Source organism: Mesorhizobium sp. P2_D5, from assembly GCF_056404355.1.
In genome coordinates, this window is the sequence record NZ_JBFUEE010000001.1 from 323,946 (window position 1) to 344,592 (window position 20,647).

The 20,647-nt window shown below is 58.9% G+C and carries 20 protein-coding genes and 2 pseudogenes; 6 read left to right on the plus strand and 16 right to left on the minus strand.

All coding sequences use genetic code 11. From position 1 onward, the window contains the following. Positions 1–157 precede the first annotated feature (157 nt). The 4 genes from AC1DYW_RS01585 to AC1DYW_RS01600 all read left to right on the plus strand — a co-directional run bounded on the left by AC1DYW_RS01585 (position 158) and on the right by AC1DYW_RS01600 (position 5,159). On the plus strand, positions 158–952 hold the full coding sequence (locus tag AC1DYW_RS01585) for a hypothetical protein (RefSeq protein ID WP_477224884.1): 795 nt from the start codon (positions 158–160) through the stop codon (positions 950–952). Further along, positions 949–1,125 carry a hypothetical protein gene (locus AC1DYW_RS01590; RefSeq protein WP_477224885.1) on the plus strand — a complete coding sequence of 59 codons (177 nt, stop codon included), beginning with the start codon at positions 949–951 and terminating at the stop codon, positions 1,123–1,125. The genes AC1DYW_RS01585 and AC1DYW_RS01590 overlap by 4 nt, the downstream gene beginning before the upstream one ends. 1,640 nt (positions 1,126–2,765) lie before the next feature. Next, complete coding sequence (locus tag AC1DYW_RS01595) at positions 2,766–4,148, plus strand: adenylate/guanylate cyclase domain-containing protein (protein WP_184874267.1); 1,383 nt, start codon at positions 2,766–2,768, stop codon at positions 4,146–4,148. A gap of 444 nt (positions 4,149–4,592) precedes the next feature. Then, positions 4,593–5,159 (plus strand): recombinase family protein, encoded by a 567-nt coding sequence (locus tag AC1DYW_RS01600; RefSeq protein WP_477224886.1) that lies wholly within the window; start codon positions 4,593–4,595, stop codon positions 5,157–5,159. Positions 5,160–5,171: 12 nt separating this feature from the next. Here the strand turns inward: AC1DYW_RS01600 and AC1DYW_RS01605 are convergent. The 4 genes and pseudogenes from AC1DYW_RS01605 to AC1DYW_RS01620 form a co-directional block, all read right to left on the minus strand. After that, positions 5,172–5,396, minus strand: a pseudogene (locus tag AC1DYW_RS01605) (transposase zinc-binding domain-containing protein); the annotation flags it as partial. A 36-nt stretch (positions 5,397–5,432) separates the two neighbouring features. Continuing rightward, complete coding sequence (locus AC1DYW_RS01610) at positions 5,433–6,113, minus strand: hypothetical protein (RefSeq protein ID WP_477224887.1); 681 nt, start codon at positions 6,111–6,113, stop codon at positions 5,433–5,435. 99 nt (positions 6,114–6,212) lie between these two features. Next, on the minus strand, positions 6,213–7,583 hold the full coding sequence (locus AC1DYW_RS01615; RefSeq protein WP_477224888.1) for an acyltransferase family protein: 1,371 nt from the start codon (positions 7,581–7,583) through the stop codon (positions 6,213–6,215). After that, positions 7,577–7,921 (minus strand): excalibur calcium-binding domain-containing protein, encoded by a 345-nt coding sequence (locus AC1DYW_RS01620; protein WP_477224889.1) that lies wholly within the window; start codon positions 7,919–7,921, stop codon positions 7,577–7,579. Before AC1DYW_RS01620 ends, AC1DYW_RS01615 begins: the two co-directional genes overlap by 7 nt. 262 nt (positions 7,922–8,183) lie before the next feature. Here AC1DYW_RS01620 and AC1DYW_RS01625 point away from each other — a divergent pair, with 262 nt between their 5' ends. Further along, positions 8,184–9,509, plus strand: a complete 1,326-nt coding sequence (locus tag AC1DYW_RS01625) for an adenylate/guanylate cyclase domain-containing protein (protein WP_477224890.1) — start codon at positions 8,184–8,186, stop codon at positions 9,507–9,509. Positions 9,510–10,593: 1,084 nt separating this feature from the next. Here AC1DYW_RS01625 and AC1DYW_RS01630 read toward each other — a convergent pair. From AC1DYW_RS01630 to AC1DYW_RS01660, 7 genes are all read right to left on the minus strand, one after another. Further along, a complete protein-coding gene (locus AC1DYW_RS01630; RefSeq protein ID WP_477224891.1) occupies positions 10,594–12,345 on the minus strand; it encodes an adenylate/guanylate cyclase domain-containing protein in 1,752 nt (583 codons plus the stop codon). A gap of 575 nt (positions 12,346–12,920) precedes the next feature. Further along, positions 12,921–13,556, minus strand: coding sequence for a recombinase family protein (locus tag AC1DYW_RS01635; RefSeq protein ID WP_184873614.1), 636 nt, complete (start codon positions 13,554–13,556; stop codon positions 12,921–12,923). Positions 13,557–13,634: 78 nt separating this feature from the next. Beyond that, positions 13,635–13,862, minus strand: coding sequence for a hypothetical protein (locus AC1DYW_RS01640; protein WP_477225552.1), 228 nt, complete (start codon positions 13,860–13,862; stop codon positions 13,635–13,637). Then, entirely contained in the window at positions 13,850–14,149 is a 300-nt protein-coding gene (locus AC1DYW_RS01645; RefSeq protein ID WP_184873615.1) for a hypothetical protein, read from the minus strand. Before AC1DYW_RS01645 ends, AC1DYW_RS01640 begins: the two co-directional genes overlap by 13 nt. A gap of 400 nt (positions 14,150–14,549) precedes the next feature. After that, positions 14,550–15,080 (minus strand): cytochrome b/b6 domain-containing protein, encoded by a 531-nt coding sequence (locus AC1DYW_RS01650; RefSeq protein WP_184874377.1) that lies wholly within the window; start codon positions 15,078–15,080, stop codon positions 14,550–14,552. 43 nt (positions 15,081–15,123) lie between these two features. Next, the gene (locus AC1DYW_RS01655; RefSeq protein WP_477224892.1) at positions 15,124–15,402 is read right to left on the minus strand and encodes a PepSY domain-containing protein; all 279 of its coding nucleotides are present in this window, start codon (positions 15,400–15,402) and stop codon (positions 15,124–15,126) included. A gap of 106 nt (positions 15,403–15,508) precedes the next feature. Further along, on the minus strand, positions 15,509–15,700 hold the full coding sequence (locus tag AC1DYW_RS01660; protein ID WP_477224893.1) for a hypothetical protein: 192 nt from the start codon (positions 15,698–15,700) through the stop codon (positions 15,509–15,511). 264 nt (positions 15,701–15,964) lie between these two features. Between AC1DYW_RS01660 and AC1DYW_RS01665 the strand changes: the two genes are divergently transcribed. After that, the gene (locus AC1DYW_RS01665) at positions 15,965–16,369 is read left to right on the plus strand and encodes an MAPEG family protein (RefSeq protein WP_477224894.1); all 405 of its coding nucleotides are present in this window, start codon (positions 15,965–15,967) and stop codon (positions 16,367–16,369) included. A gap of 289 nt (positions 16,370–16,658) precedes the next feature. Here AC1DYW_RS01665 and AC1DYW_RS01670 read toward each other — a convergent pair whose 3' ends face one another. From AC1DYW_RS01670 to AC1DYW_RS01690, 5 genes and pseudogenes are all read right to left on the minus strand, one after another. Next, positions 16,659–17,468 (minus strand): metallophosphoesterase, encoded by an 810-nt coding sequence (locus tag AC1DYW_RS01670; RefSeq protein WP_184873619.1) that lies wholly within the window; start codon positions 17,466–17,468, stop codon positions 16,659–16,661. 16 nt (positions 17,469–17,484) lie between these two features. After that, positions 17,485–18,444, minus strand: a complete 960-nt coding sequence (locus tag AC1DYW_RS01675) for a diacylglycerol/lipid kinase family protein (RefSeq protein ID WP_477224895.1) — start codon at positions 18,442–18,444, stop codon at positions 17,485–17,487. Then, positions 18,408–19,163: a phosphatase PAP2 family protein gene (locus AC1DYW_RS01680; RefSeq protein ID WP_477224896.1), complete on the minus strand. Its 756-nt coding sequence runs from the start codon at positions 19,161–19,163 to the stop codon at positions 18,408–18,410. The genes AC1DYW_RS01675 and AC1DYW_RS01680 overlap by 37 nt, the downstream gene beginning before the upstream one ends. Before the next feature lie 494 nt (positions 19,164–19,657). Then, positions 19,658–19,855, minus strand: a pseudogene (locus tag AC1DYW_RS01685) (hypothetical protein); the annotation flags it as partial. A gap of 78 nt (positions 19,856–19,933) precedes the next feature. Then, positions 19,934–20,470, minus strand: coding sequence for a cytochrome b (locus AC1DYW_RS01690; RefSeq protein ID WP_477224897.1), 537 nt, complete (start codon positions 20,468–20,470; stop codon positions 19,934–19,936). Positions 20,471–20,647: the final 177 nt, after the last annotated feature.

Below are 20,647 nucleotides of genomic sequence, written 5' to 3' on the forward strand. Positions count from 1 at the left end.
TCGCCACTGGTCTCCTTGGAAGGCAGCCTAAATCGCGCGATCGAGCGCTTTGCAGGCGGTCGGGCAGCTAAGCCATGAGCGTCCCGCAGTCCTGTAACCGCCTTGGCAGAGTTTTTTCAGGGGCGCTGCGCCAGAATTGCGGCGAGGAACCACACACATGAGCATTGATACTGACCCAGGCGCGCGCAGCATGAACGACGACAAGGCAGCAAACGCGTCCAAGGCGAGCTTCAAGCTAAGTCTGATCGAGACGGTCGCGGCCGATCCGAAGATGCAGCCGAGCGACCTGTCGTTGATGGTTGCCTATCTCGCCTTCCTGACGTGGCCGACGCGAACGACATACCTGACCATCTCAGCCGCGAGGGCACGGACTGGCCTTTCCGAACGCCAGATATCAACCTGTCGCGGCAGGCTACTAGGACGAGGTTATCTGATCGACACGGAGACGAAGACGCGTTCCTCGCAAGTTTTTCGCGTAGAGAATCCGAGGGCCGACGAGATCCTCGATCATGTCTCTTATACGGTCGAACACCTCAAGGAGCAGATGGCTCTTCGACAGGCTGACAGGCGCAGCCTGGCTCGTTCTGTCCCCGCAGAAATTGCAGAGACAGATGGACCGATGTCACACGCACCTAGCGAGTGTGACGTCCCCGCAGCCATTGCTGGCAATATCCCCCCATATACCCCTCAGGATATGGCTATGAAGGAGGAAGAACCTGAAGAACCTCTCATGGTTAGCACTGTCCCTCCCAATGGATATGCATCAGCCAAAGGCGATGACCTGCACATTCCGTTCCCGGCGCCGTCCAGCGAGCAGGAACTGGCGGCGGCCTTCTTGACACTGTTCGCGGACTGCCAGCTTGGACCGCTCGCGATGACGCGAATGCGCAAGTTGCTCGAGACCGGAAGGCTGACCCCCGCAATCGTGCAAGGCCAACGGAGCGCGGCATGAAAAAGCGCAAGAACGATACGACGCAACTCGACCTGCTCGCATGGGCAGCAGCCCGGCCGACCGCGAAGGTGATATCGGCGATCCCCGGCATCGCCAAGCGGATGTGGCGCGAGCGCCATATGGCGCAGCCGAACAATCCGCCGCATGTCGTGCCGCTTCGGAGGCGGGCATGACCTGGCATAGAAACAACCGGCAGGGCGGGCCGCGGCATGACCGAAGCGAGCGAGGGATTATCCGGCTATTTCGCGGCCATTGGGCCGCTGGATGCACAAATATGTATGTACAGTGCACAAAGCTGTACCGACTGAATGGTGCATCCAGAGCAGAGGGAGGGCGCGATACCCCGTGGCCCGGTGCTGTTCCAGTAGCGGATCGCGCGACCGGATGCATTGGGACCAAAAGGATGTCAAAGCCTATCACCTTCCTAGAAAGGCTCGAACGCATTCCTGCCGAGTCCGCTTCCGGCCCGCAATAGCTTGGATTCAAATTGAAATGAGGTCTGCAATCCCTTCTGCAATCCTTCTGCTGGAATGAAGGGCTCTTCGATCGCTACCTCGGTCGGCTGGCTACCTGAAGAAGGCACTGCAGACCAGATAGCCTGAGCGCAGACGCGGGATTCGTTCTGGAACGAGCTGCGCCATCGATATCCTAGGGGTCTCGTTGTCAGAGTTCCTTATGCCCCTGCGTTGTAAGAGTTGCTCAGATACGCACACTATTTCGGGAAAATCGGAGGTATCAATGGGCGGCGCAGGATCAGGGAATCGGTGGCGAAACGGAGCTCGCAAGAAGTGCGAGGACCTGCTGTATCTTCGCATCTCGGACTTGCGCAAGAGCAGGTTGCTGGCGCCCGGGCGCCGAGGGGAGTTGACCTGGAATGTCGGCGGCCGTCCTTCCGGTTCGATCGGGATTTTCGTGGAGGAAGGCAGCCTGGAGTTGACCTATCATCGTCGAGGACCGGCCCAGGAGTGGCGGCACGTGCACGAGGTCATCGCGCTTGATTCCACGGAACAACATTTCGGCGGTGAGCGGCGCTGGTTCATTTGCCCGTCCTGCAATCGTAGATGCGCAGTTCTTTACGACGGTAACGGCTTTCGCTGCCGTGTGTGTTTGGATCTCAGTTATCGCTCCCAGAGCGAAGATCCTCGCTTTCGATGTCTCTCTAAGGCACGGAAATTGCGGCAACGCCTTGGAGGAACCGCAAGCGTCCCGCTACGACTTGCGGACAAGCCTCGAGGAATGCATTGGCGGACATATAACAGGCTCTACGAAAAGGCAGTAGCACAGGAGCAGGCGACACTGCGCGCTTTTGCTGGGGCGGCGGACAGGCTGCTCGCCGTCAGTCGTTAGAGGCCGCAGGACAAGCGCCCGCCGGCAATTTATTCGTCGTAGGTGCTGTGGCTGCTTTGCGCCCTATGTCGGTCGTTGAGGTCAGCTTTGCCACCGCCTGAAAAGCAGACATTGCCGGCGACCCCGCTGGAGGTCGCGGTTGCGCCATTGACGAAAGTTCGACGATTAGAGCGAGATGGTCTGCTTCGCGCGCTGATAGTTGGCGTACATCGTTGCTGCCTGGTTGTCGCATCTCGACGAAGCCGGTTTCTGCTCTGCAGCGTCACCACCACGATCCGCGCCGTGATGAACCCTCGTTGTCCGCTCGGCAAGCGGTCGCTGCCGATGCAAGCGGTCTTGTGGTCCGGTCCCCGCAACGAAACCATTTCGGCTTCGTTGGTACTCGAATTTTGCACGATTCTATTGCCTGAGCCGTTTGGTGCTACACTGACAAGCCAGTTAACGCGACGGACCTGTGTTCGGTGATATGACCAAAGTAACCGCTTTACCCGACAGAGTGGATTTCGACGTGGCCGCGGATGAGACCTTGCTCGAGGCGGCTCTCAGATCGGGCGTGCCGTTCGCCCATGCATGCGGCGGCAGGGCGAAATGCTCGACATGCCGCGTTTGGGTTCTCGACGGCATTGAGGCTTGCCCGGACCGGAATCCGGACGAAACCCTGATGGCGAACCGGTTGAGATTGGCCGATGAGGTTCGGCTGGCCTGTCAGCTCAGGCCGGAAGGCGAGCTTCGCGTCCGACGCCTGGTGCTAGACGAAACCGACATGATGATCACTAGCCAGCTGGGCACTTCTGCCGCGACGCGTTGCGGCGAAGCAAGGCATGTTGCGGTCTTCTTCAGTGATATTGTCGATTTCACCGCGCTGTCGGAGCGGCTTTCCCCCTACGACGTGATGTATCTGCTCAATCGTTACTTCGCCCAAGTCGGCGACGTCATCGAGCAGAATGGCGGTTTCATTGACAAACTGATCGGCGATGGGCTCATGGCAATATTCGGTATCGACGACCAGCCAGACGCCCCGCTCCGCGCCGTGAACGCCGCACTTCAGACCCTCGCCACGGTCGATCGTCTGAAGCCTTTCTTTGCCTCGATGTATGGCATCGATTTCGATATTCGTATCGGCCTCAACTATGGCGAAGCCGTCATCGGCACATTGGGTTTCGCCGGACACGAACGTCTGACGGCCATCGGCGACGTTGTAAATCTGGCCAGCCGGGTCGAGGCCGCCAATAAAGATGCCGGTACGCGATTGCTAATATCCGAGGCCCTCCGCGATCAGATCGCCGACAAGGTGGAAATCGGCGACTTCGTCAGGGTACGCCTTCGCGGTACCGCCGAGCGCACAAGCCTGTTTGAAATAGTCAGGCTGAAGCCCGAAATTGACGCCGAACTGAATTCCAAGGGGCTTCGCGAAACCATCCGTCACGGCGGCAGGAGGTGGGTTCGCGCTTTTGCCGAAGACGAGCTTCGGCCCTACGAACGTCGGATTCTCGATTTTGAAGATTACGATATCGTCGTCGTTCGCGGATCCGACAACTATTGCGCCTTCAACAATGCTTGCCCGCATCTTCATCTGCCGCTCTACGAACGCCGAAGTTCCACTGAGGCCGAAAAGCTGAAGCTCCCACACACGGAGAGCACGATCACCGCAGATCTTGGCCTGGTCTGCCGCTGGCATCAGAGTTGTTTCGACCTGTCCACCGGCGAAATCAGGGGGTGGGCGCAGCTGCAGCAGGATGGTACTGCGCCGGGCTATGAATTCGCCGGTGACATTTCGAAAAACCGCGCAAAACTGATCGTATACCCCTGCCGAAAGCAGGACGGCTTTGTGTGGATCGGGCTCGAGTGAAGCGACGTTCCGATATTTCAGTTTTCCGTCGCGATCCCATGTCGCCTTTTCTCACATTCTAGGACTTCCTGATCGTGAGACTGAACGGCAGCATCGGGTCAGGTCACGACAATGGTCACGGCGACCGTAATGTCCGGCCCTGAAGATTTGCCGCCTGAAGCAGCCGGTCCGCAAACGGCCCCAAAGAAGTCATGGCTGCACAGCCTCAAATGCCGTCGTTCAGTGCAATCCTACGATGATCCTGAGCCGGCCGCTCGTTTTATGGGTACGGCGGCGTAGGCGGGACGCCCTGCGCAATCCTACGATCCATTGACATGCTGTCCACATGGGCAGGGTCTACCGGACGACCTCCAACAAGCCCTAGCGGCGTCCAATAAGGTTCTTATTGACTTTTGGACGTATCTGACTCAAAAGCTCAGAGGCTATTGGACATTGGAGAGTAGGATGCAGGTCGGCTACGCACGAACTTCAACAGAAGAGCAGGTAGCGGGACTGGAGGCCCAGATACGTGACCTCAAAGCCGCCGGTTGCGAAGAAGTCTTTTCGGAGCAAGTCTCAGCCCTGGGGGATCGACAGGAGCTCGATCGTACGCTCAAATTTCTGCGCAAGGGCGATACGCTGGTGGTGACCAAGATCGATCGCTTGGCGCGGAATACGCGGACCCTTGGTGATATTGTCGATGGCCTGCATGGACGTGGTGTAGGTCTGAAGGTCTTACAGTTCGGCAAGGAGACGCTGGACACGACCGGAGCATACGGTCGGCTGATGCTGAACATGTTCGCCGCTTTCGCAGAGTTCGAGCGGGGCCTGATGAGAGAGCGACAGAAGGAAGGCATCGCGAAGGCGAAGGCAGATAAGAAATACAAAGGGCGGAAGCCTACGGCGCGAGCAAAGGCCGGTGAAGCAGTCGTCTTGTACCAGCAACAGAAATCCGTATCAGAGATCGCCGCGTCCCTCGGCATCGGTCGGGGGTCAGTGTACCGAGCGCTTACGGCTGCTGGCCTCAGGTAGCCCACGGTGTGCAAAGTAGCCGACCGGCAGCAGGTCGGCCTCGCGCTCGGCAAGCCATGTCCGCGCCGTGGCACCCTGGCACCTCGGACAGTGCCGGTTGCGGCAGGAGTTGTAGGCGATGCGCCACTGGCCGCAGTCCTCGCAGGCCTCCACGTGACCGCCAAGGGCCGCAGTGCGACAGTGCTTGATCGCCGACATGAGCTTGAGCTGCTGCAGCGTCAGATGCGCTGTATGGGCGGCCCGGTAGGCGGAACTCTATGACCAGAGCACCCGTCACGTGCAGGTCGTCAAAGACCCCTGCTTAATCAGCTTTGGCCACTCTGGGCCGAGCGTTGTCCTCGCATCAACAGCATTGGCGCCAAGAGGGTCGCTCGCCTTGAACATCTTGATGGCAAAGGCTTGGGAGTGGTGACCTGAGTAGATTGTTGGCCCCGGCTGATAGGTGGTCGTCGCGTTTAGCATTCCGCCGTTGATAGTGCCCATTGTCGTGGCCGTCCCCGGCATCTGCGTAGTCGTGACAGTGTTCTGAGCCGCAGCATCGTAGATGATGTATTTGTCGAACCCTGCCTTGATCGTCTCAATGGCGGCTTCTCTGACGGCGACCCTCTCGGCGCCCACGCCACCACAGACAGGCGCAGCTCTGGCCGTTACGATGGCGGTATTACCTGAAGTCTGAACAACGCTGGTCCCTGCACACCCGGAAATGATGAGCGCAATACAAAGTGCACACGCGGCTTTCACTAACTTTGCCCCCTTACCCAACACCCCCGTTACGCTTGTTGTGCCAGAAAATGAAGATGGCGCGATGTACAGGTTGCCCTTTTGATCCTTTTTGAGTGTTCGCCCTTGGAGCGCTTCTGAAAATATCGCAAAGATCGGGCCCGCTGAAAACAGCGGCGTAACAGCGATAGGTCCGGTTGTTAAGGGCAGAAAACGGGGCCCTAGCGCCCTCATGTGTCGCTGAAACGATCCGCCGGCTTGCGCAGTTCCATTAGGTGCTTGCCTTCTGAACGGCCTCACTGCGAAAAGGGGTTGTTAGAAAACATCCCTTCTCTACTGGCCGGGCACCAGCTGTGTTGCTACGCGGGAATTTCGCATACCCATCAATATCTTACGAAATCTCACCTCCACGCCAGCCCACATCACATATGACAAGACATAGACCAGCGGCACGATCAGGAGAACAGACCATGGTTTCCCGATCCTCTGGACCAGGCCGTGCGTGACGGCTATTCGCAAAATCAGATCATGCAGCATGTAGGTTGAAAAGCTGATCTCGCCGAGACGAACCAGCGGAGGCCATGAAAGAGCTTTGCTAATTTTGCCGGCCTCCCGCGCAAAAACGAAAATGGCTGCGGCGAAGAAAAACATCCCTCCCGACTGGCTGAGCCATGGGATAAGACACTGGCTGAAAACGGCGAAGATCAGAACACTTACGAGGCTTCCCACTTCGAAGACTGTGCCCTTCACATTCGCGGCGCGGCCAGTGACATAGAGTCTGCCAGCAAACACGCCAGTTGCGAATTCCAATACTCTTGACAATGGAAACTGGAATGCGAACGAAATTGGGTTGAAGGTCCACGGGCTCGTTGGCCCAGGAAGTCGCAATGCGGCCAGAGCGCCGACTATCAAGACGGTGACTGCCGCAAGCGCGAAGTACCAGGAACCAAACCGCCGAGTGAGCAACAGTGCGGGAAACAGCGCATAAAACGCCATCTCGGCAGATATGCTCCACGATGCGGCGTTGAACGAGAAAACGACGCCTTGGTATGGCACCCATGCTTGAAGCAGCGAGATATTGATAGCGCCTATAATTCCGCTCCATACGCTGAAAAAAGAGGGCGTCAGGAAAACTGCGGCCGCCACAAAGGTCACGGCATGAACCGGCCAAATCCGCGCGAACCTGGCGAAGTAGAAGTCGCCGATTTCATCCCACCGCAGGTCACGGTAGGCGTACGTCAGCACGAACCCGGACAGAACGAAGAAAAACGAAACGCCGAGCGCAAGTTGAGGATGGTTTATCCCAAAGATATGTACCTGCGCATGGTATACAAAAATCGAAGCCGCAGCAAAAAATCGCAATGATGTCAGTGCGGCGATCTGCGAGAATTTCATGATTCCGCCCCAGAAGAAGAACTCCCTGTAGCCGAGAAATCTCGGTTCTTCAAATCCCAACATCAAAAGGAAAACAGTTATGGACCGCAATTTTGCGCGGGCGCTTGCGCTCGTCTTGAAATCAGAAGGTGGCTGGAGCGACAACACGGCCCCGCCGGCGGCGCCACCATGAAGGGTGTCACGCTTGCCAACTTCCGCCGCTACGTGAAGGCGGGCGATGACGGCATCCCAATAAAATCGGCGATAAACGGTCGCGATCTGATCATCCCGGATCTTCCGCAGATCGGCCTTGCTGGCGGCATTCAGCACAGACTTTCACACGGTCTTCCGTCCTTGTCGCGGTCGAGCTTGCCGCCCCAGGGGCAATTGACCAGATACCAGTTTGCCTCATCGCACGAACTAATTTGCGAGCAGGTTCGCCGCGGCTGGCATGAGTAGCTTTGCGCTACCTGCCGGCGGCTGATGATGCCGAGCGGTTGTTTCGCTATCGGCCTCGCACCGTCAGCGTGCTCAGCCCGCCAATCCCAAGGCGCCTGAAACGTTCCGGCCCATAGACCGACCTTTGCCGCCGCGGCTTTCGCCTGCTGCCCTGCATAGGCGCCACGGCTGTAGCGGGGCCAGTCGAGCGCCTGGCCGTGATCGACCATCCAGGCGGCTACGCTGGCGCCGTCAGCGCGCCTGCAGTCGCCGACAAAGCGGCCGTAGCGATCCCAACTGATGAACGTGCATTGGATCGGCCTCGAGGCGGCCAAGAACGTGTCACCGCATGCAGATTGCTAAGGTTAGGAACTTGGCCACGTGCTACCATTGGTGGCCTGATTGTGGCGTCCGAAGCAGGCTCAACGGTGCTTGATCGCATATCTCCAGTCCACGGTTGAGATTGGCTTCGTTTCCGGGATTCGAACAGCCATGGCTCCACGCACCCAGTACGCGAAGTGCGGCAATCTATCGATCGCCTATCAGGTCCTTGGTGACGGGCCAATCGATCTTGTCTATGCGCAAGGTTGGGTCTCCCATTTGGAGTATGCATGGGAAAGTCCCGACTATGCGCGGTTCTTCAGGCGTCTCGCCAATTTCTCGCGCTTGATCAGGTTCGATCGTCGGGGCATGGGTCTATCCGATCGAGATGTCGGGCCCGCGACGATCGAAGAGCGAGTGGATGATATCCGGGCGGTCATGGATGCTGCCGGGTCGGAACGGGCAGCCCTCCTTGGCGTGTCCGAGGGGGGCTACATGGCGGCAATGTTCGCCGCAACTCATCCCGAACGTACAGCCGCGCTTATTCTCTGCGGGAGCTATGCTCGGCAAAGCTGGGCGCCTGACTATCCGTGGGGCATAACGCTAGAGGATCGTGACGCGTGGAACACGCTCATGGAAGAGAATTGGGGTGAGCCTTTTGAGCTCGACCAGGCTGCGCCGAGCATGGCAAAGGATGAGGCGGCGCGCTCATGGTTCGGCGCCTATCTTCGCTATTCCGCAAGTCCGGGTGCAGTTCGAGCGCTCAACGATCTGAGTTTTGAAGTCGATATACGCGGTGTTTTGCCGAGTGTTCAGGTGCCTACTCTAGTGCTGCATCGCAGCGGAGACCGCTGGCATTCTGTCCCCGAAGCCCAATATCTTGCCGATCATATTCCTGGCGCCAAGTTGGTCGTGCTTCCCGGCGACGATCACTTACCGTGGTGGGGTGACCAGGAACGACTGGCAGGTGAAGTGCAGGAGTTCCTGACTGGAACCCGAAATAGTCCGCCCTCCGAGCGGGTCCTCCTGACCGTGCTCGTGACCGATATTGTTGGATCAACCGAAAAGCTCGCGGCAATCGGAGACCTCAAATGGAAGGAGACTCTGCAAGCGCATGACGGTGTCGTGCGACGAGAGCTGAAGAACTTCGGTGGCCAGGAAGTCAACCGCACGGGCGATGGCTTCGTTTTGGCTTTCACCGGGCCTACCCGGGCTATCCAGTGCGCGCGGGCAATCATACAGGAACTGTCGCGTCTCGGCCTCACCATGCGCGCTGGACTGCATACCGGTGAATGCGAGCGGCGCGAGACCGATCTGAGTGGGCTCGCGGTGCATGTTGCGTCACGCATCTGCAGCAATGCGTCGCCGGGCAGTATCCTGGTGTCCAATACGGTCAAAGACCTGGTTGTCGGCTCGGGGATCGGGTTCATTGACCAAGGCATGTACTCGTTAAAGGGGGTGCCTGGCGAATGGTCGCTTTTCGCCGTCGTTGAATAAGCCGCAGACTTCCGAGACGCGGTTGGTGGCTACGGTTAGTCACTATGCACCATCCAATCTCGATCTCTGCTCGTACCTAGAAGGTCTGGCCAAGGCGTCATTTCGTGACTTGGTGATCGGGCTGGGGGCGACGATCCAAAAAAAGGGACGGCCGCCAGTATAACTGGCGGCCGTTTGATTCCCCACGTTAACCGAATGGCCCCTCCCGGGCTTACCCGCGTGGGTGCACAGGAACCTCCCACGCCCTCCGCTCAGCGCAACGCCGAGGGCGCTGCGCTCCGGGCGCGGGTCCCTCCTATGCACTACCCGGATAAGCCCAAACCTGGGCACCCAGAGGGGTCGCGATTGGACGCGAAATGGAGTGCGCCCCTCGGAGCGGACAGGATCAAGCGGCAGTTTTGACCATCTTCCGGGCGTGTTGGTCTTCGAACTGTTGCGGGCTGAGATAGCCGAGCGCTGAGTGCAATTGGCGGGTGTTGTAAACCTCATCAATGAAGCGGGGAAGGTCCTCTGCTGAAGGACTCGCACGCATGTTCGATCAAGCTGCTGAGTAACGCTGGTCGGAGGACCTACGAGAGGAGCTCGGGCATCACCATATGATCCGCTTAGCCGACGTTCTTGAGGGCTGGGCAAATTGAAGTTGACTGGGTGGGCATAGTCTCTGAGGCGGTTGGCAGATGAAGTCGGCCCGGATTGGGATCCGCCAGCGGGTACACTCTCCCTTGTCGGATTTTTTGGTCGTACCTGATGGACGAGTAGAATATCCGGTTCAAAATGTTGGACCTTCGGCCTACGCGTCGTGGTGGCAGAGGTACCGTGGCTGCTTTGCGCCTCATCTCAGTCATTAAAGCTAGCTGTGCCACTGCCTAAAAGCGGACGTTAGTGACGACCTCACTGGAGGTCGCGGGTGCGCCAAAAACGGACTATCAGCCATTCTCCAGCCGAAGCAGCTATCGCCTATGCCAAGGGATCGCCGACTTGGATTGAGATCGAGTAGGTGCTTTGCCGCAGGCATCCCCCACGGTGCGGTCCGTTGAGATCTCGGTGCGTTGCAACTCGCGATCGATACGCCAGCCTGGCAGAGCTATTCCGGCAGCCCAGCCTTTCGTAGACCTTCTGAAAACAGAGCCATATCGGCCGCACGCCTGATTGAAACGACGTCGGCGAGATTGGAAATTCGTTCGCCAGGATCGAGGGCGAGAATTCGGCTCACCACCTTTTGCGCATCCTCGGTCCGGCCAGCGAGAGCATAGCTTGCAGCGGCGAAGCGCAACGACGCCAAAAAATCCGGCTTTTCCCGTAGCGACCTTTCCGCCCAAGATGATGCCTCCTCAAATCGACCAGCCAAGAGATGAGCCATTGCAACCGCATTCAGCATATCGAACATGAACGGGTCGACTGGACTCATGCGTATCGCGGTAGCCAAGCGCTGGAGGGCGGCTTCCGTATCACCGAGGTCCGCTCTGACCCAGCCGCTGAATAGCCACGCGGTAGCCAGGTTCGGATTGAGCGCAAGCGCGCGATCAATAAACGCTGCCCCGCTATTGTAGTCGCCAACGACAAACGCGAGCGCTTCCCCGCCGAGTGAGAGCGCAACCGCGTCATCCCTGCCCAAATCCACTGCCTTCAGAGCCAGGCGTTCTGTTTCGACGGTTTCCTGCTCACGATCGGCCATCCAGCCGTTCGCCTTGCGTATGACGGCACAGAACGCGGCCATGCCGTATGCCGAGGCGAATTCAGGGTCGAGTTCGATGGCTTCGTAAAACAACTGAAGGGCGTTTGCGGTGGATTCCCTGGTCAACTGGTGGAGGCTTGCTATCCCGCGCAGATAGTAGTCGTAGGCGTCAAGGTGCTCGGTCGGCTTGCGCTTGGCTCGCTCGATCTCTGCCTGTTCCAGCTTCGGAGCGATCGCTCCGACGACGCTCCTGGCCACTTCCTCCTGCAGGTCAAAAACCTCCTCCAGCCCGCCGTCGAAACGGTCGGCCCATAGATGTGCTCCCGTTGTCGCGTCGATAAGCTGCCCGGTGATGCGAACCCTGCTCGCCGCTTTGCGCACGCTCCCTTCAAGTACATAGCGCACACCAAGCTCGCGTCCGACCTGCTTAATGTCCACTGCCCGGCCCTTGTAGGTAAAGCTCGAGTTGCGCGCGATGACGAACAGCCAGCGCGTCCGGGACAGCGCGGTGATGATCTCCTCGACCATGCCGTCAGCGAAGTAGCCCTGCTCGGGGTCGCCACTCATGTTGTCGAATGGCAAGACCGCGATGGACGGTTTTTCGGGAAGCCTCAGCGCAACCCTTGTGGAGGATGCCGCAGCGGGTTTCGCTCGACTGACCCGATAGGCGCGCACCGCCTCCACGATGTTGTGGACCTGATGGCTACCGAGGTCGGCGTAGGCATAGTCCAGTTTGCCTTTGACCTGCTCGTAGACGTTGGTCGCGACGCAGACGCCGCCAGGTTCTGCAAGCTTCTCGAGCCGCGCGGCGATGTTCACGCCATCACCGTAGATCGTATCGTCCTGTGCAATAACGTCGCCCAAATTCACGCCCATGCGGAAAGTCATGCGCTTGTCCTCGGGCAAACTTGCATTGTGAGCGGCTAATTCCTCCTGGGCTTCAACCGCACACCGCACCGCATGGACTGCGCTGGCGAATTCGACAAGAAGGCTGTCGCCAGCGGAACCGACGATGCGTCCGTGCGACTCTGTGATCTTGGGCTCGATCACTTCGGCGCGAAGCCTCTTCAGGTGCCCAAGCGTGCCAACCTCGTCGGCTCCCATGAGGCGGCTGTAGCCGACGACGTCGGCAGCAAGGATTGCGGTGAGGCGTCGCTCCATGCTTGTGTCCTGCCTGTTCCGTAGGTCGAAGCTCCGGGCGGTGAGCGTATTCCAGTCCTACCTCCAATGCGAGCGTGCAGTGCCGGCGCCGACAGCGATCAACTCATCACGTCCCTTGGACCATTCCTCACACGGCGTCGTTTATGGCCCGAGGCGGGCTGCCGAAGGGCTCCTTTGGGTCAGGTCAGGACGATGCTGGCGCTGGGCTGAACGTCCGCTATCGTTCTTCGGACGCCAGAAGCCGCCATTCCGCTGTCGGCCCCATTTCGGTCGTTCAGTGATCACGTAGCGACGATCGCTCCCGGCATATTGCCGGCAGCAATTTCAGAACCTTTGTCCGCCGGAGGCAGTGGAGATCACTGTGAGCAAGCTTGCGAGCTGGGATTTTTGTCGGGCAATCAGAATATCGAGACGGAACGCGGCTATTTAAGCCCCGTCGAGTTCGAGGAGAAATCTATGCTAGCTTAACTGCGTGTCCGAAAAACCGGCAGGGCAGTACCGTTCGTCTACGACTCCATAAGCTCTGCCTCTTGGCGTGGTAAGGATGGGCCGAGTGACTTTGCCACCGACCACGCCTAGAGCGCCCACATGGCCAGGGCCTTCTCCGCTCCAATCCGGTCCTCCCTGATTCTGAGGACCGCCTGCCGCGTCAAGCCCGTGACCTTGGCTATGGCTGATGCACCAGCCCCTGTGCCCAGCATTGTAACCACCGTGTCGAATGCCTCACGGTCGTAGCTCGGCTTCCTGCCACGGTACGACCTGGGGTCGGACTTGGCGTCCTCTATACCTGCCTTCTGGGCTTCCTTGGTGGCGACCGCCTGTGCTTCCGCCGTTGCTGCCATGAAGGCTATCAGCGCGTCCCTAACGGCCTGTTGGATGGGGTCCTTGGTCGCTCCGTCGAACACCATGGCATTGATGACCGTCTTGATCACCACACCGTCACGCATGAAAAGCCGGATGCTATCCGACACGTCCCGATAGTCGCGGCCCAGCCGGTCGACCCAGCGCACCACCAGGGTGTCACTAGGGCGGAGGATGTCGAAAAGCCGCTTTCCTTGAGGTCGCTCCGCCAGCTTGGTCGAGATGCCGGACACACCGTGGTCGGCAATCTCTTGATCAATCTTGAAACCTGCTAGCTCGGCCTGCCTGCGTTGATGCTCAAGCGTCTGGTCGGCAGTTGAGACGCGCGCATAAAAGACGGTCTTGGCCACAGGCCGACTCCTATCCGAAAGGGTTGCGTCCGTTGACTAACTTGTCCGTTGATCCAAGTCAGCCCTAACGGACGCTCTTTAGGAACCCATTTCACTTGACACACTATGCGGGTTCTTCGTCCCGATTGTCGGGATGAGGCGACGGCAAGCCGCCCTTCCGCGACGGTCGGTACCCGCCCCCCTTGTCGGCAGGCGGCCGGGCAGGGGTGGTTTGTGGGGCCTCTGCACATAGGTCGCCTCGCCGGGATCGTTTCGGCCGCGAATGTCCTCCGTATGGTAGGTCCACGCGACTTTCAGATCGCCGATGTTTTGCGGAGTGAGCTGGGTAGTACGGTCACCGGCCGCAGTGCGGCCGTAAGCCTGCCATTCGCCATCCGGAACGGTGCTTTTAAGGTCTCGCGTCGCGTGCGATCGTCGGCAAAGGTGCCGGCTACATCGTGCGGCGACTGGAACATGGTGTAGACGCCGGCAAGCACCGCGATTACGAGGGAGGCGGCCAAAAGCCGGCTGGTGCCGTTGTATCGGGCTGAGCCGGTGTCAATTCTGTGAAGTGACCGCACCATCGGCGGTAACAGCAGCAGCACGCCGAGCATAATGAGCAGGCTACCGCGCGCCGAAAGCGCCCACCAGTCGAAGCCAACTCCCCTTTATCGACCAGCACAGCGTCACCAGCAGTGCTACGCCATATAGCGCCAAGCCAGCGGGGTGGCGCGTGAAGGTTAGCGCTGCCGAAACCACCAGCGCCGCGCCCCTTGGTAGAACCACGATCCGCCGAGATGAGCGAGCCAGATGCCGCCCGCTAGCAGCGCCGTCCAACAACAAAGGTCACGAGTGAGAGAATTATCGGATACATGGGTTCACCGCACCTGCCTGTCGCATGCTCCTCCGCGTACCATTAAGGAGCGTCGCCAAAACAACGTGGTTAATGTCCAAGGACCCCGGGCGTCTTTTGCTGTAACCTCATCGAAACTGACACCGGCCTGGTAAAGGTCGTCAGGCTACGTCCGCGGGCTCAGCTTTGCGTTTTCGCCCCGTGATCATGGCCCGTACCAGGTTTTCGCGATGGCGAAAGCTTGCCAGCGCGACGCCGCCTATATGGAAAAGCACCATCACAAGTAAGCCGTGCGCGCTCAGACTGTGCGCGGTCTCGACCCAGGACACGCCGAAATAGGCGTCCGTTGTCATCAGCCATCCGGTCAGCGCGGTCGATCCCATCGCCCCGATCAGCACGATCACCATCGCGCCGCCGGCGGGATTATGGCCGATATAGCGGGCCTCGCGACCGCTCAGCAACGCCGAGAGGTAGCGTAGCACTGTTGCTGGATCACGCACGAATTGCGAGAAGCGCGCATAGTGAGTGCCAAGAACCCCCCACAAGAGCCGCATCGCGACCAGCCCGGCAGTGGCGTAGCCAGCCCAATGGTGAATGTCCTCCGAGGAATGGGAGGTGAGCCAGGCAGTGACGAAGCTGAGCACCAGCGCCCAGTGGAAACTCCGCACGACCCGGTCCCAGACGCGCACCATCTCTGGAGATGCTCGCGCCTCCGTGGCTATCGAAACGTTCGGATCAATTTTCGCCGGCTTCGGCATTGTCGAGCTTTTCAAGGGTCTCGGCATTGTAGGCCAGGTTCACCTTCTTGCCGGCCTTGTCGACCGCGTAGACTTCGTAGCAGCCCTTCTCGACTTTGATCTGGCGGACGTTGAGGCCCTCGCCGGTTAACTGCGCCTCCAGCGTTGCCTTGGGCTTGAACTGCGATTTCGGGGCGGTGCTGCAGCTGCCGCCGGCGGCGAGCGCCGGTCCTGCAATCGTGGCGGCAAGAGCGGCGAGAACGATTGTGCGATACATGATGGCTCCATTCGGGAGGTTGGGCGCGAATGTTGCGCCTGCGGTTGGGATTTCGATCGGTCGTGTCAGACGGCCATTTCACCGTCATTGGTGCGACATAGCCAATTCAACCTGACAACTGGCTGACAGCTGCAAGAGCGACGTTCATGAACGGGATGAGGACCGGATGTACAGCACTTCTGCCGCCGTCCGGAAGGACATCGCCATGATAACCACATCGAGGATAGGTGCGCTCGGGCTTGCTGCCGGCAGTAGAGGCGGGAGAGGTGACGCCGGCTGTGACGATCGACAGCTGCATTTCTCTAACCGTGCGAGGACACCGGATAAACGATGAGGAAACCCTTCCAGAACGGGCAGGCGGCTAATCGGCTAATCGTCACCAACTCGCCATCGACACGGTGACCTCGCCCTGAGCTCGATCTCCTGGCCGTTCCATCTTGAACGTATCGCGGCTCGAAGGTGGGAAGTTAAAGCCAATCTATGGCGACTGGCCTCAAACCCATCTCCCTCGCCGACCTAGAGCAAATCAGCTAAAAGGACCGTGGTACATGGGGGAGAGGCAATGTCTGCAACGGCTTACAGTTTGGTCGGGTTCATTTCATGGACACTGATCTTGCTGATCGTGATGGAAGTGATCCGCACATATCTCGTGGTTTCCCGACGGGTGCCTGCTAATGGGTTTGCGCCTGACAATAGCGGACTCTGCCCCTTCATGGAGAGGTTGGCACGCGCTCATGCCAACTGCATTGAAGGCCTTCCAATCTTTGGCGGCTTGCTCGGCGTTGCAATAATGACATCGAGAACGGCGCTTACCGACCCTCTAGCCTTCGTGCTTTTGGGAGCACGCCTCGTCCAGTCGGTTATCCATCTCGTTTCCACCAGTCAGATTGCAGTGAGTCTGCGGTTCACGGCATTTGCCGTCCAGATGGCAATTGGCGCGTATTGGGCGTGCGCCCTTTTATCGTAGAGGGCGTGAGGATCTTGGGATAGCGAAGGTAGCGACCAACCTTTGCGACCATAGCGGAACCACGGCCAACCATGTCTGCGGGTCGCTGTTCATTGTCTTCCCTCAACTGTCAGCCTAGGTAGTTTTCAGTAGGGACAAAACCGAATTTCGCCACCCCCGGATTCGCGCGATTTTTGTGTCACGGATCAATCGGGAAAACAGCCATCCACGCTCAGCCGCAGTCGTTGGGGCAGCGACTTAACGCGGTGTCTCCCTTGCGGATGAGTAAGACGCTGTTCCTGATCGCCCTTCAAGCAGCTTCCCACCCGCGTGGACCGTGCCGAAAGGAATAACTGGCTGAGATCTCGAACCCGGGCCGCAAAGGCTGCCAGGCTCGACACTCGACGGAGATGCTCGGGTGCTCGATGCGAATGATGTTAAACGAATTTGCAGCGTGGCGACGCCGCGATGAAACCGCCGTTCCCGCTTGAATGAGCAGCGCCGCATAGCCGTCGATGAGGTAACGCCTTGCGCTCGAACCGGTGCGGTGAAGATGCTGGTGGCCAGACAATATGATGTCTACGCCGCTGCGCGAGAAGGCATCCATTGCCAGAGCCGCGCGGCCAACGATGCCTTCGTCGCTTTCCAGATCCAGCCCTTCAAAAGGATGATGAGTGACCACGACCCGGGTAATGTCATCGGACATACGTGAGAATTTCTCTGTCGCAGCCGCGAGCTGGCGGACATTGATCCTGCCATCCTTGATTGTCAGGGATCGTGCCGTGTTGATCCCGACGACAGCGACTTCGCTGTCGGCATAGAACGGTTCGGTGTCCGCCTCGATGTAGCGCCTGTAACGCGACAGAGGCGTCGATGCGCGCGCGAAGACATTCCAGAGCGGCACATCGTGATTGCCGGGCACTACGATGCGGGGACCAGGAATAGAATCAAGGAAGGCTCGCGCCTGCAGGAATTCGGCTTTCCGGGCGCGCTGCGTTAGATCCCCCGATACGACGAGCAAATCAGAGTCGACGGCGCGAACCTCGACCGCGATCGCTTCCACAAGCTGGCTCTCCGTTCTTCCGAAGTGCAAATCCGAGAGGTGGACGAGGGTTCTCACTGAAAGCTCTCCGCTGTCACCTATGGCCCCGGCTTCTGGTCATTTTGGCAGGCGCAAGGACCTGCAAGGCAGCTGGTCGAATCTGAAAGTTCAAGGGCATGTCCATACTGACGGCTTCGCCGTCCAGAGAAACCAGCATGGCGTGGCGATGCGATGTGATTTGGAGTGAGCTTGCCCGATAGGTTTCAAGATCTCGGGTGGCGTCGATCATGCCGAACGCGATTTTGAACGGAAGCAATGCCAGTCCAAGCCAGGACTGCTGCTTGACGACGTAAACGCACAGCTCTTTTGACGACAGGCTGCGGCGACGGCCAAGATCGGCGATGTCGTAAAGATTGTTACCAACAAACACACAGGGCGTCCGCAGTCTTTCGCGGGTGCCCTGAGCAGCGACGTGGACAGCCTGCCACGAGGCGGATCTCAACGTTCTCATGAGGGCGGGTCCGATGGCGGCAAGCTTGCCGAACCCACGGCGCCGCTGCTCGGCTGAACGCTTTGCAACAAAGAAGGGATAGATCCCAATCGATGAGTTGTTGAGAAAGACGCGGCCGTTGACCTCGGCGACATCGACTGCCACAGGCTTGCCTGTCGTGATTGTATCGATCGCCGCTGCGAGGTCGAGAGGCACACCCAAATCCTTGGCAAAGTGGTTCAATGTGCCGAGCGGAAGGACACCGAGCACCAGATCGGTCCCCGCCAGCGCGGAGGCTGCGCTGCTGAGGGTGCCGTCGCCACCGCCCACCACCAATATTGATCCATGGCCGGACTTCGACTTGTTTTCGTCGACGAAGCGCTGAGCCAGCTCTCCAACCTCTCGCCCAACCACCAATCGGACATCCGCCTCGACGCCACGTTCGGCGAACCCATCCCGTACGGCTCTCTCTATGTCACCCTTGTGCGCCGCAGCGCCGGCATTTTTGTTGATGAGGGCCAGGACCTTCAAGTTTCCACCCGCTTCGGCCTTTCCTGAAACCATAACGCGGCTATCCAACACAGGATCGCCCAGCCAGAACCAATGCACCATCCCGCCAGGACATCCGTGGGATAGTGGACCGCGAGATAGACCCGGCTTATTCCAACGGCCACCGTCAGAAACACGGCGATGGACATGAAATACACTTTGAGACGCAGTTCCTGATTTGCGTGTGAAAGGAGAGCGCCCACGGTCAGGAACGCGATCGCCGAAAGCATTGCATGTCCGCTCGGGAAGCTTGCCGTGAATACTCGCGTGACATGAGGGATCTCTGGCCTGGGCCGGTTGAAGCTCAGCTTGAGGATCGTGCCAAGCAGTTCACCGCCAACCACCGCCACCGCCATCCAGATGGCGAGAGCCCGCTTGTGGATCAGAAGAAGATAGACAACCCCTGCCAGCAACACGAAGCCAAGAAACACCACGCTGCCCACTGAGGTCACATCCCGGGCCGCTTCCTGAAGCCATGGCGGACCGATCGGGTAGGCCGGATCGGCTGCGCGAAGAGCCGACATGATGGCCAGGTCGAACTTGGTCGTGTCACCTTCCAGGACTTCCTCTGCCAGCACCCCGAAGCCGAAAACGAGGCATGCTACAAGCATCGCCGCAACAAGCCTGTTTTTGCCTTGCGCGGACGCACCGCTGATTTGACATGGCGGGCGAGGCTGGTAACTCCCTAGGCGCCGGCGCTCGGTATCTGGGACTGGTTCGCTCAAGCGCAGCACCTCGATCTATAGTCCACAACGGCTTCGTATGAACCAGGTTCCCCAATCATAAATGCGGTCCAGACCCCGGTCCACGCGGTTGGCCGACCGGCTGCATGACGCACCCGGCTAGCTAACCCCTTGCTTGGGGGCGCATGTGTGACGGGAATACCTGCGCAAAGAATTTGAGCAGGTTGACTGTTCCAGCAGTAAAACTGTCTTCCTAGCTCGCCGGGGAGCAATTTCGCTGCCGCTATTGTCTGAATCTCACATATAATCCTCGCCTTCGGTGTCTCTCCAAAGCCCGGAAAATTGCGCCAGCCGACGTATTCGAGGGATGGGCAATTGACAAGCGCACGGCGCCCGAATGGAGTTCTGGATGAGGGACATCGCCTTTCCATGTTGGGACAGTGCCCATCCAGAAGGCATCCACTGCGGGTGAAAACTTCGCCGCATAGAGCGGTTCGGCAGGCGGCGCGGCAAATTTAACTTCTAGCTCCGCCTCACGAACTGGCGCTGGCGGCGAGAACGGCCGCGAACACGATCAGGATGATGGCCGTGCGGATTAAGGTCGCGAAATCGGAATTGATGTTCTCGATGCAAACCTTGGCGAAAATTGCCGTCAGCGCGGCGAAAGTCGGTGATAGCAGCGCCCAGAATTGCCAGAGGAAGCGGCCAGGTTCATTTCGATGACCTCGTGGATGGCGTCCCAAACCTAGATACCTCGAAACGCGAACCACCTGACGCCAAGATCACTGGACCCTGCCCGTGGCGTTAGCGCCCACAAAGGCTCAACCCTTTGGGAGCATTCTCGTCAAAATTGCATCGCGGCGGATGAAATGATGGTACAGCGCAGCCAAGGCATGCAGGCCGACGGCTATCAGAATGCCATTCGCGCACAATGAGTGAAGTTCTCGGATCGTGCGAGCCGTAGTTCGATCAGGTGTAAAGGGAGCCGGGATCGTAAACAGGCCGAAGAAACTCAACTCGTTACCCCTGAACCAGGTCAAAACGATGCCTAGAACAGGGATCGCAATCAACAATGCATACAGGACAAGGTGACCAAACTTGGCCGCCGCCCGCTCTGGCGCCGACATCTCTTCGGGAAGACCGGGGGCTCCTCTCAGGCCGCGCAGGACGACCCGCCAAAGCACCAGGCCAGCCAACAGAAGGCCAAACGAAATATGCAGCCGCCAGAAGGAAGCGACCATAGGATCGCCACGAGGCAACAGGTCCTCGCCGAAGGTCAGTGCGTAGAGCAAAAGGACAAGCACGAAGAGAGACCAGTGAAGAAACTTCTGGGTGGAAGTGTACGCGGGAGATGTCATCCGACGAGGGGCTCCTGTTAAAAAGGATATCCTTCTTCCGTTGGCTTCCCGTCAGACTTGTGGCCGCCAAATTACGGTTTTGTAACGATCTCGCCCCCGGTCCTGCCTTCAACGGTGTCCAGCCGCGCGGGGCTTCAACGGTGCCTCCAATAGGCGCTCGCACTCCCGGCGGGTTCC

Excerpts from the sequence above, each read along its gene's own strand:
- AC1DYW_RS01590 (WP_477224885.1), top strand. The coding sequence starts at position 949 with ATGAAAAAGCGCAAGAACGATACGACGCAACTCGACCTGCTCGCATGG.
- AC1DYW_RS01650 (WP_184874377.1), bottom strand. The coding sequence starts at position 15,080 with ATGGTGCGCGTCTGGGACCGGGTCGTGCGGAGTTTCCACTGGGCGCTG.
- AC1DYW_RS01630 (WP_477224891.1), bottom strand. The coding sequence starts at position 12,345 with ATGGAGCGACGCCTCACCGCAATCCTTGCTGCCGACGTCGTCGGCTAC.
- AC1DYW_RS01620 (WP_477224889.1), bottom strand. The coding sequence starts at position 7,921 with ATGGTCGATCACGGCCAGGCGCTCGACTGGCCCCGCTACAGCCGTGGC.
- AC1DYW_RS01690 (WP_477224897.1), bottom strand. The coding sequence starts at position 20,470 with ATGACATCTCCCGCGTACACTTCCACCCAGAAGTTTCTTCACTGGTCT.
- AC1DYW_RS01665 (WP_477224894.1), top strand. The coding sequence starts at position 15,965 with ATGTCTGCAACGGCTTACAGTTTGGTCGGGTTCATTTCATGGACACTG.
- AC1DYW_RS01625 (WP_477224890.1), top strand. The coding sequence starts at position 8,184 with ATGGCTCCACGCACCCAGTACGCGAAGTGCGGCAATCTATCGATCGCC.
- AC1DYW_RS01675 (WP_477224895.1), bottom strand. The coding sequence starts at position 18,444 with ATGGTTTCAGGAAAGGCCGAAGCGGGTGGAAACTTGAAGGTCCTGGCC.
- AC1DYW_RS01610 (WP_477224887.1), bottom strand. The coding sequence starts at position 6,113 with ATGAGGGCGCTAGGGCCCCGTTTTCTGCCCTTAACAACCGGACCTATC.
- AC1DYW_RS01585 (WP_477224884.1), top strand. The coding sequence starts at position 158 with ATGAGCATTGATACTGACCCAGGCGCGCGCAGCATGAACGACGACAAG.
- AC1DYW_RS01645 (WP_184873615.1), bottom strand. The coding sequence starts at position 14,149 with ATGCTCGGCGTGCTGCTGCTGTTACCGCCGATGGTGCGGTCACTTCAC.
- AC1DYW_RS01660 (WP_477224893.1), bottom strand. The coding sequence starts at position 15,700 with ATGCAGCTGTCGATCGTCACAGCCGGCGTCACCTCTCCCGCCTCTACT.
- AC1DYW_RS01595 (WP_184874267.1), top strand. The coding sequence starts at position 2,766 with ATGACCAAAGTAACCGCTTTACCCGACAGAGTGGATTTCGACGTGGCC.
- AC1DYW_RS01600 (WP_477224886.1), top strand. The coding sequence starts at position 4,593 with ATGCAGGTCGGCTACGCACGAACTTCAACAGAAGAGCAGGTAGCGGGA.
- AC1DYW_RS01655 (WP_477224892.1), bottom strand. The coding sequence starts at position 15,402 with ATGTATCGCACAATCGTTCTCGCCGCTCTTGCCGCCACGATTGCAGGA.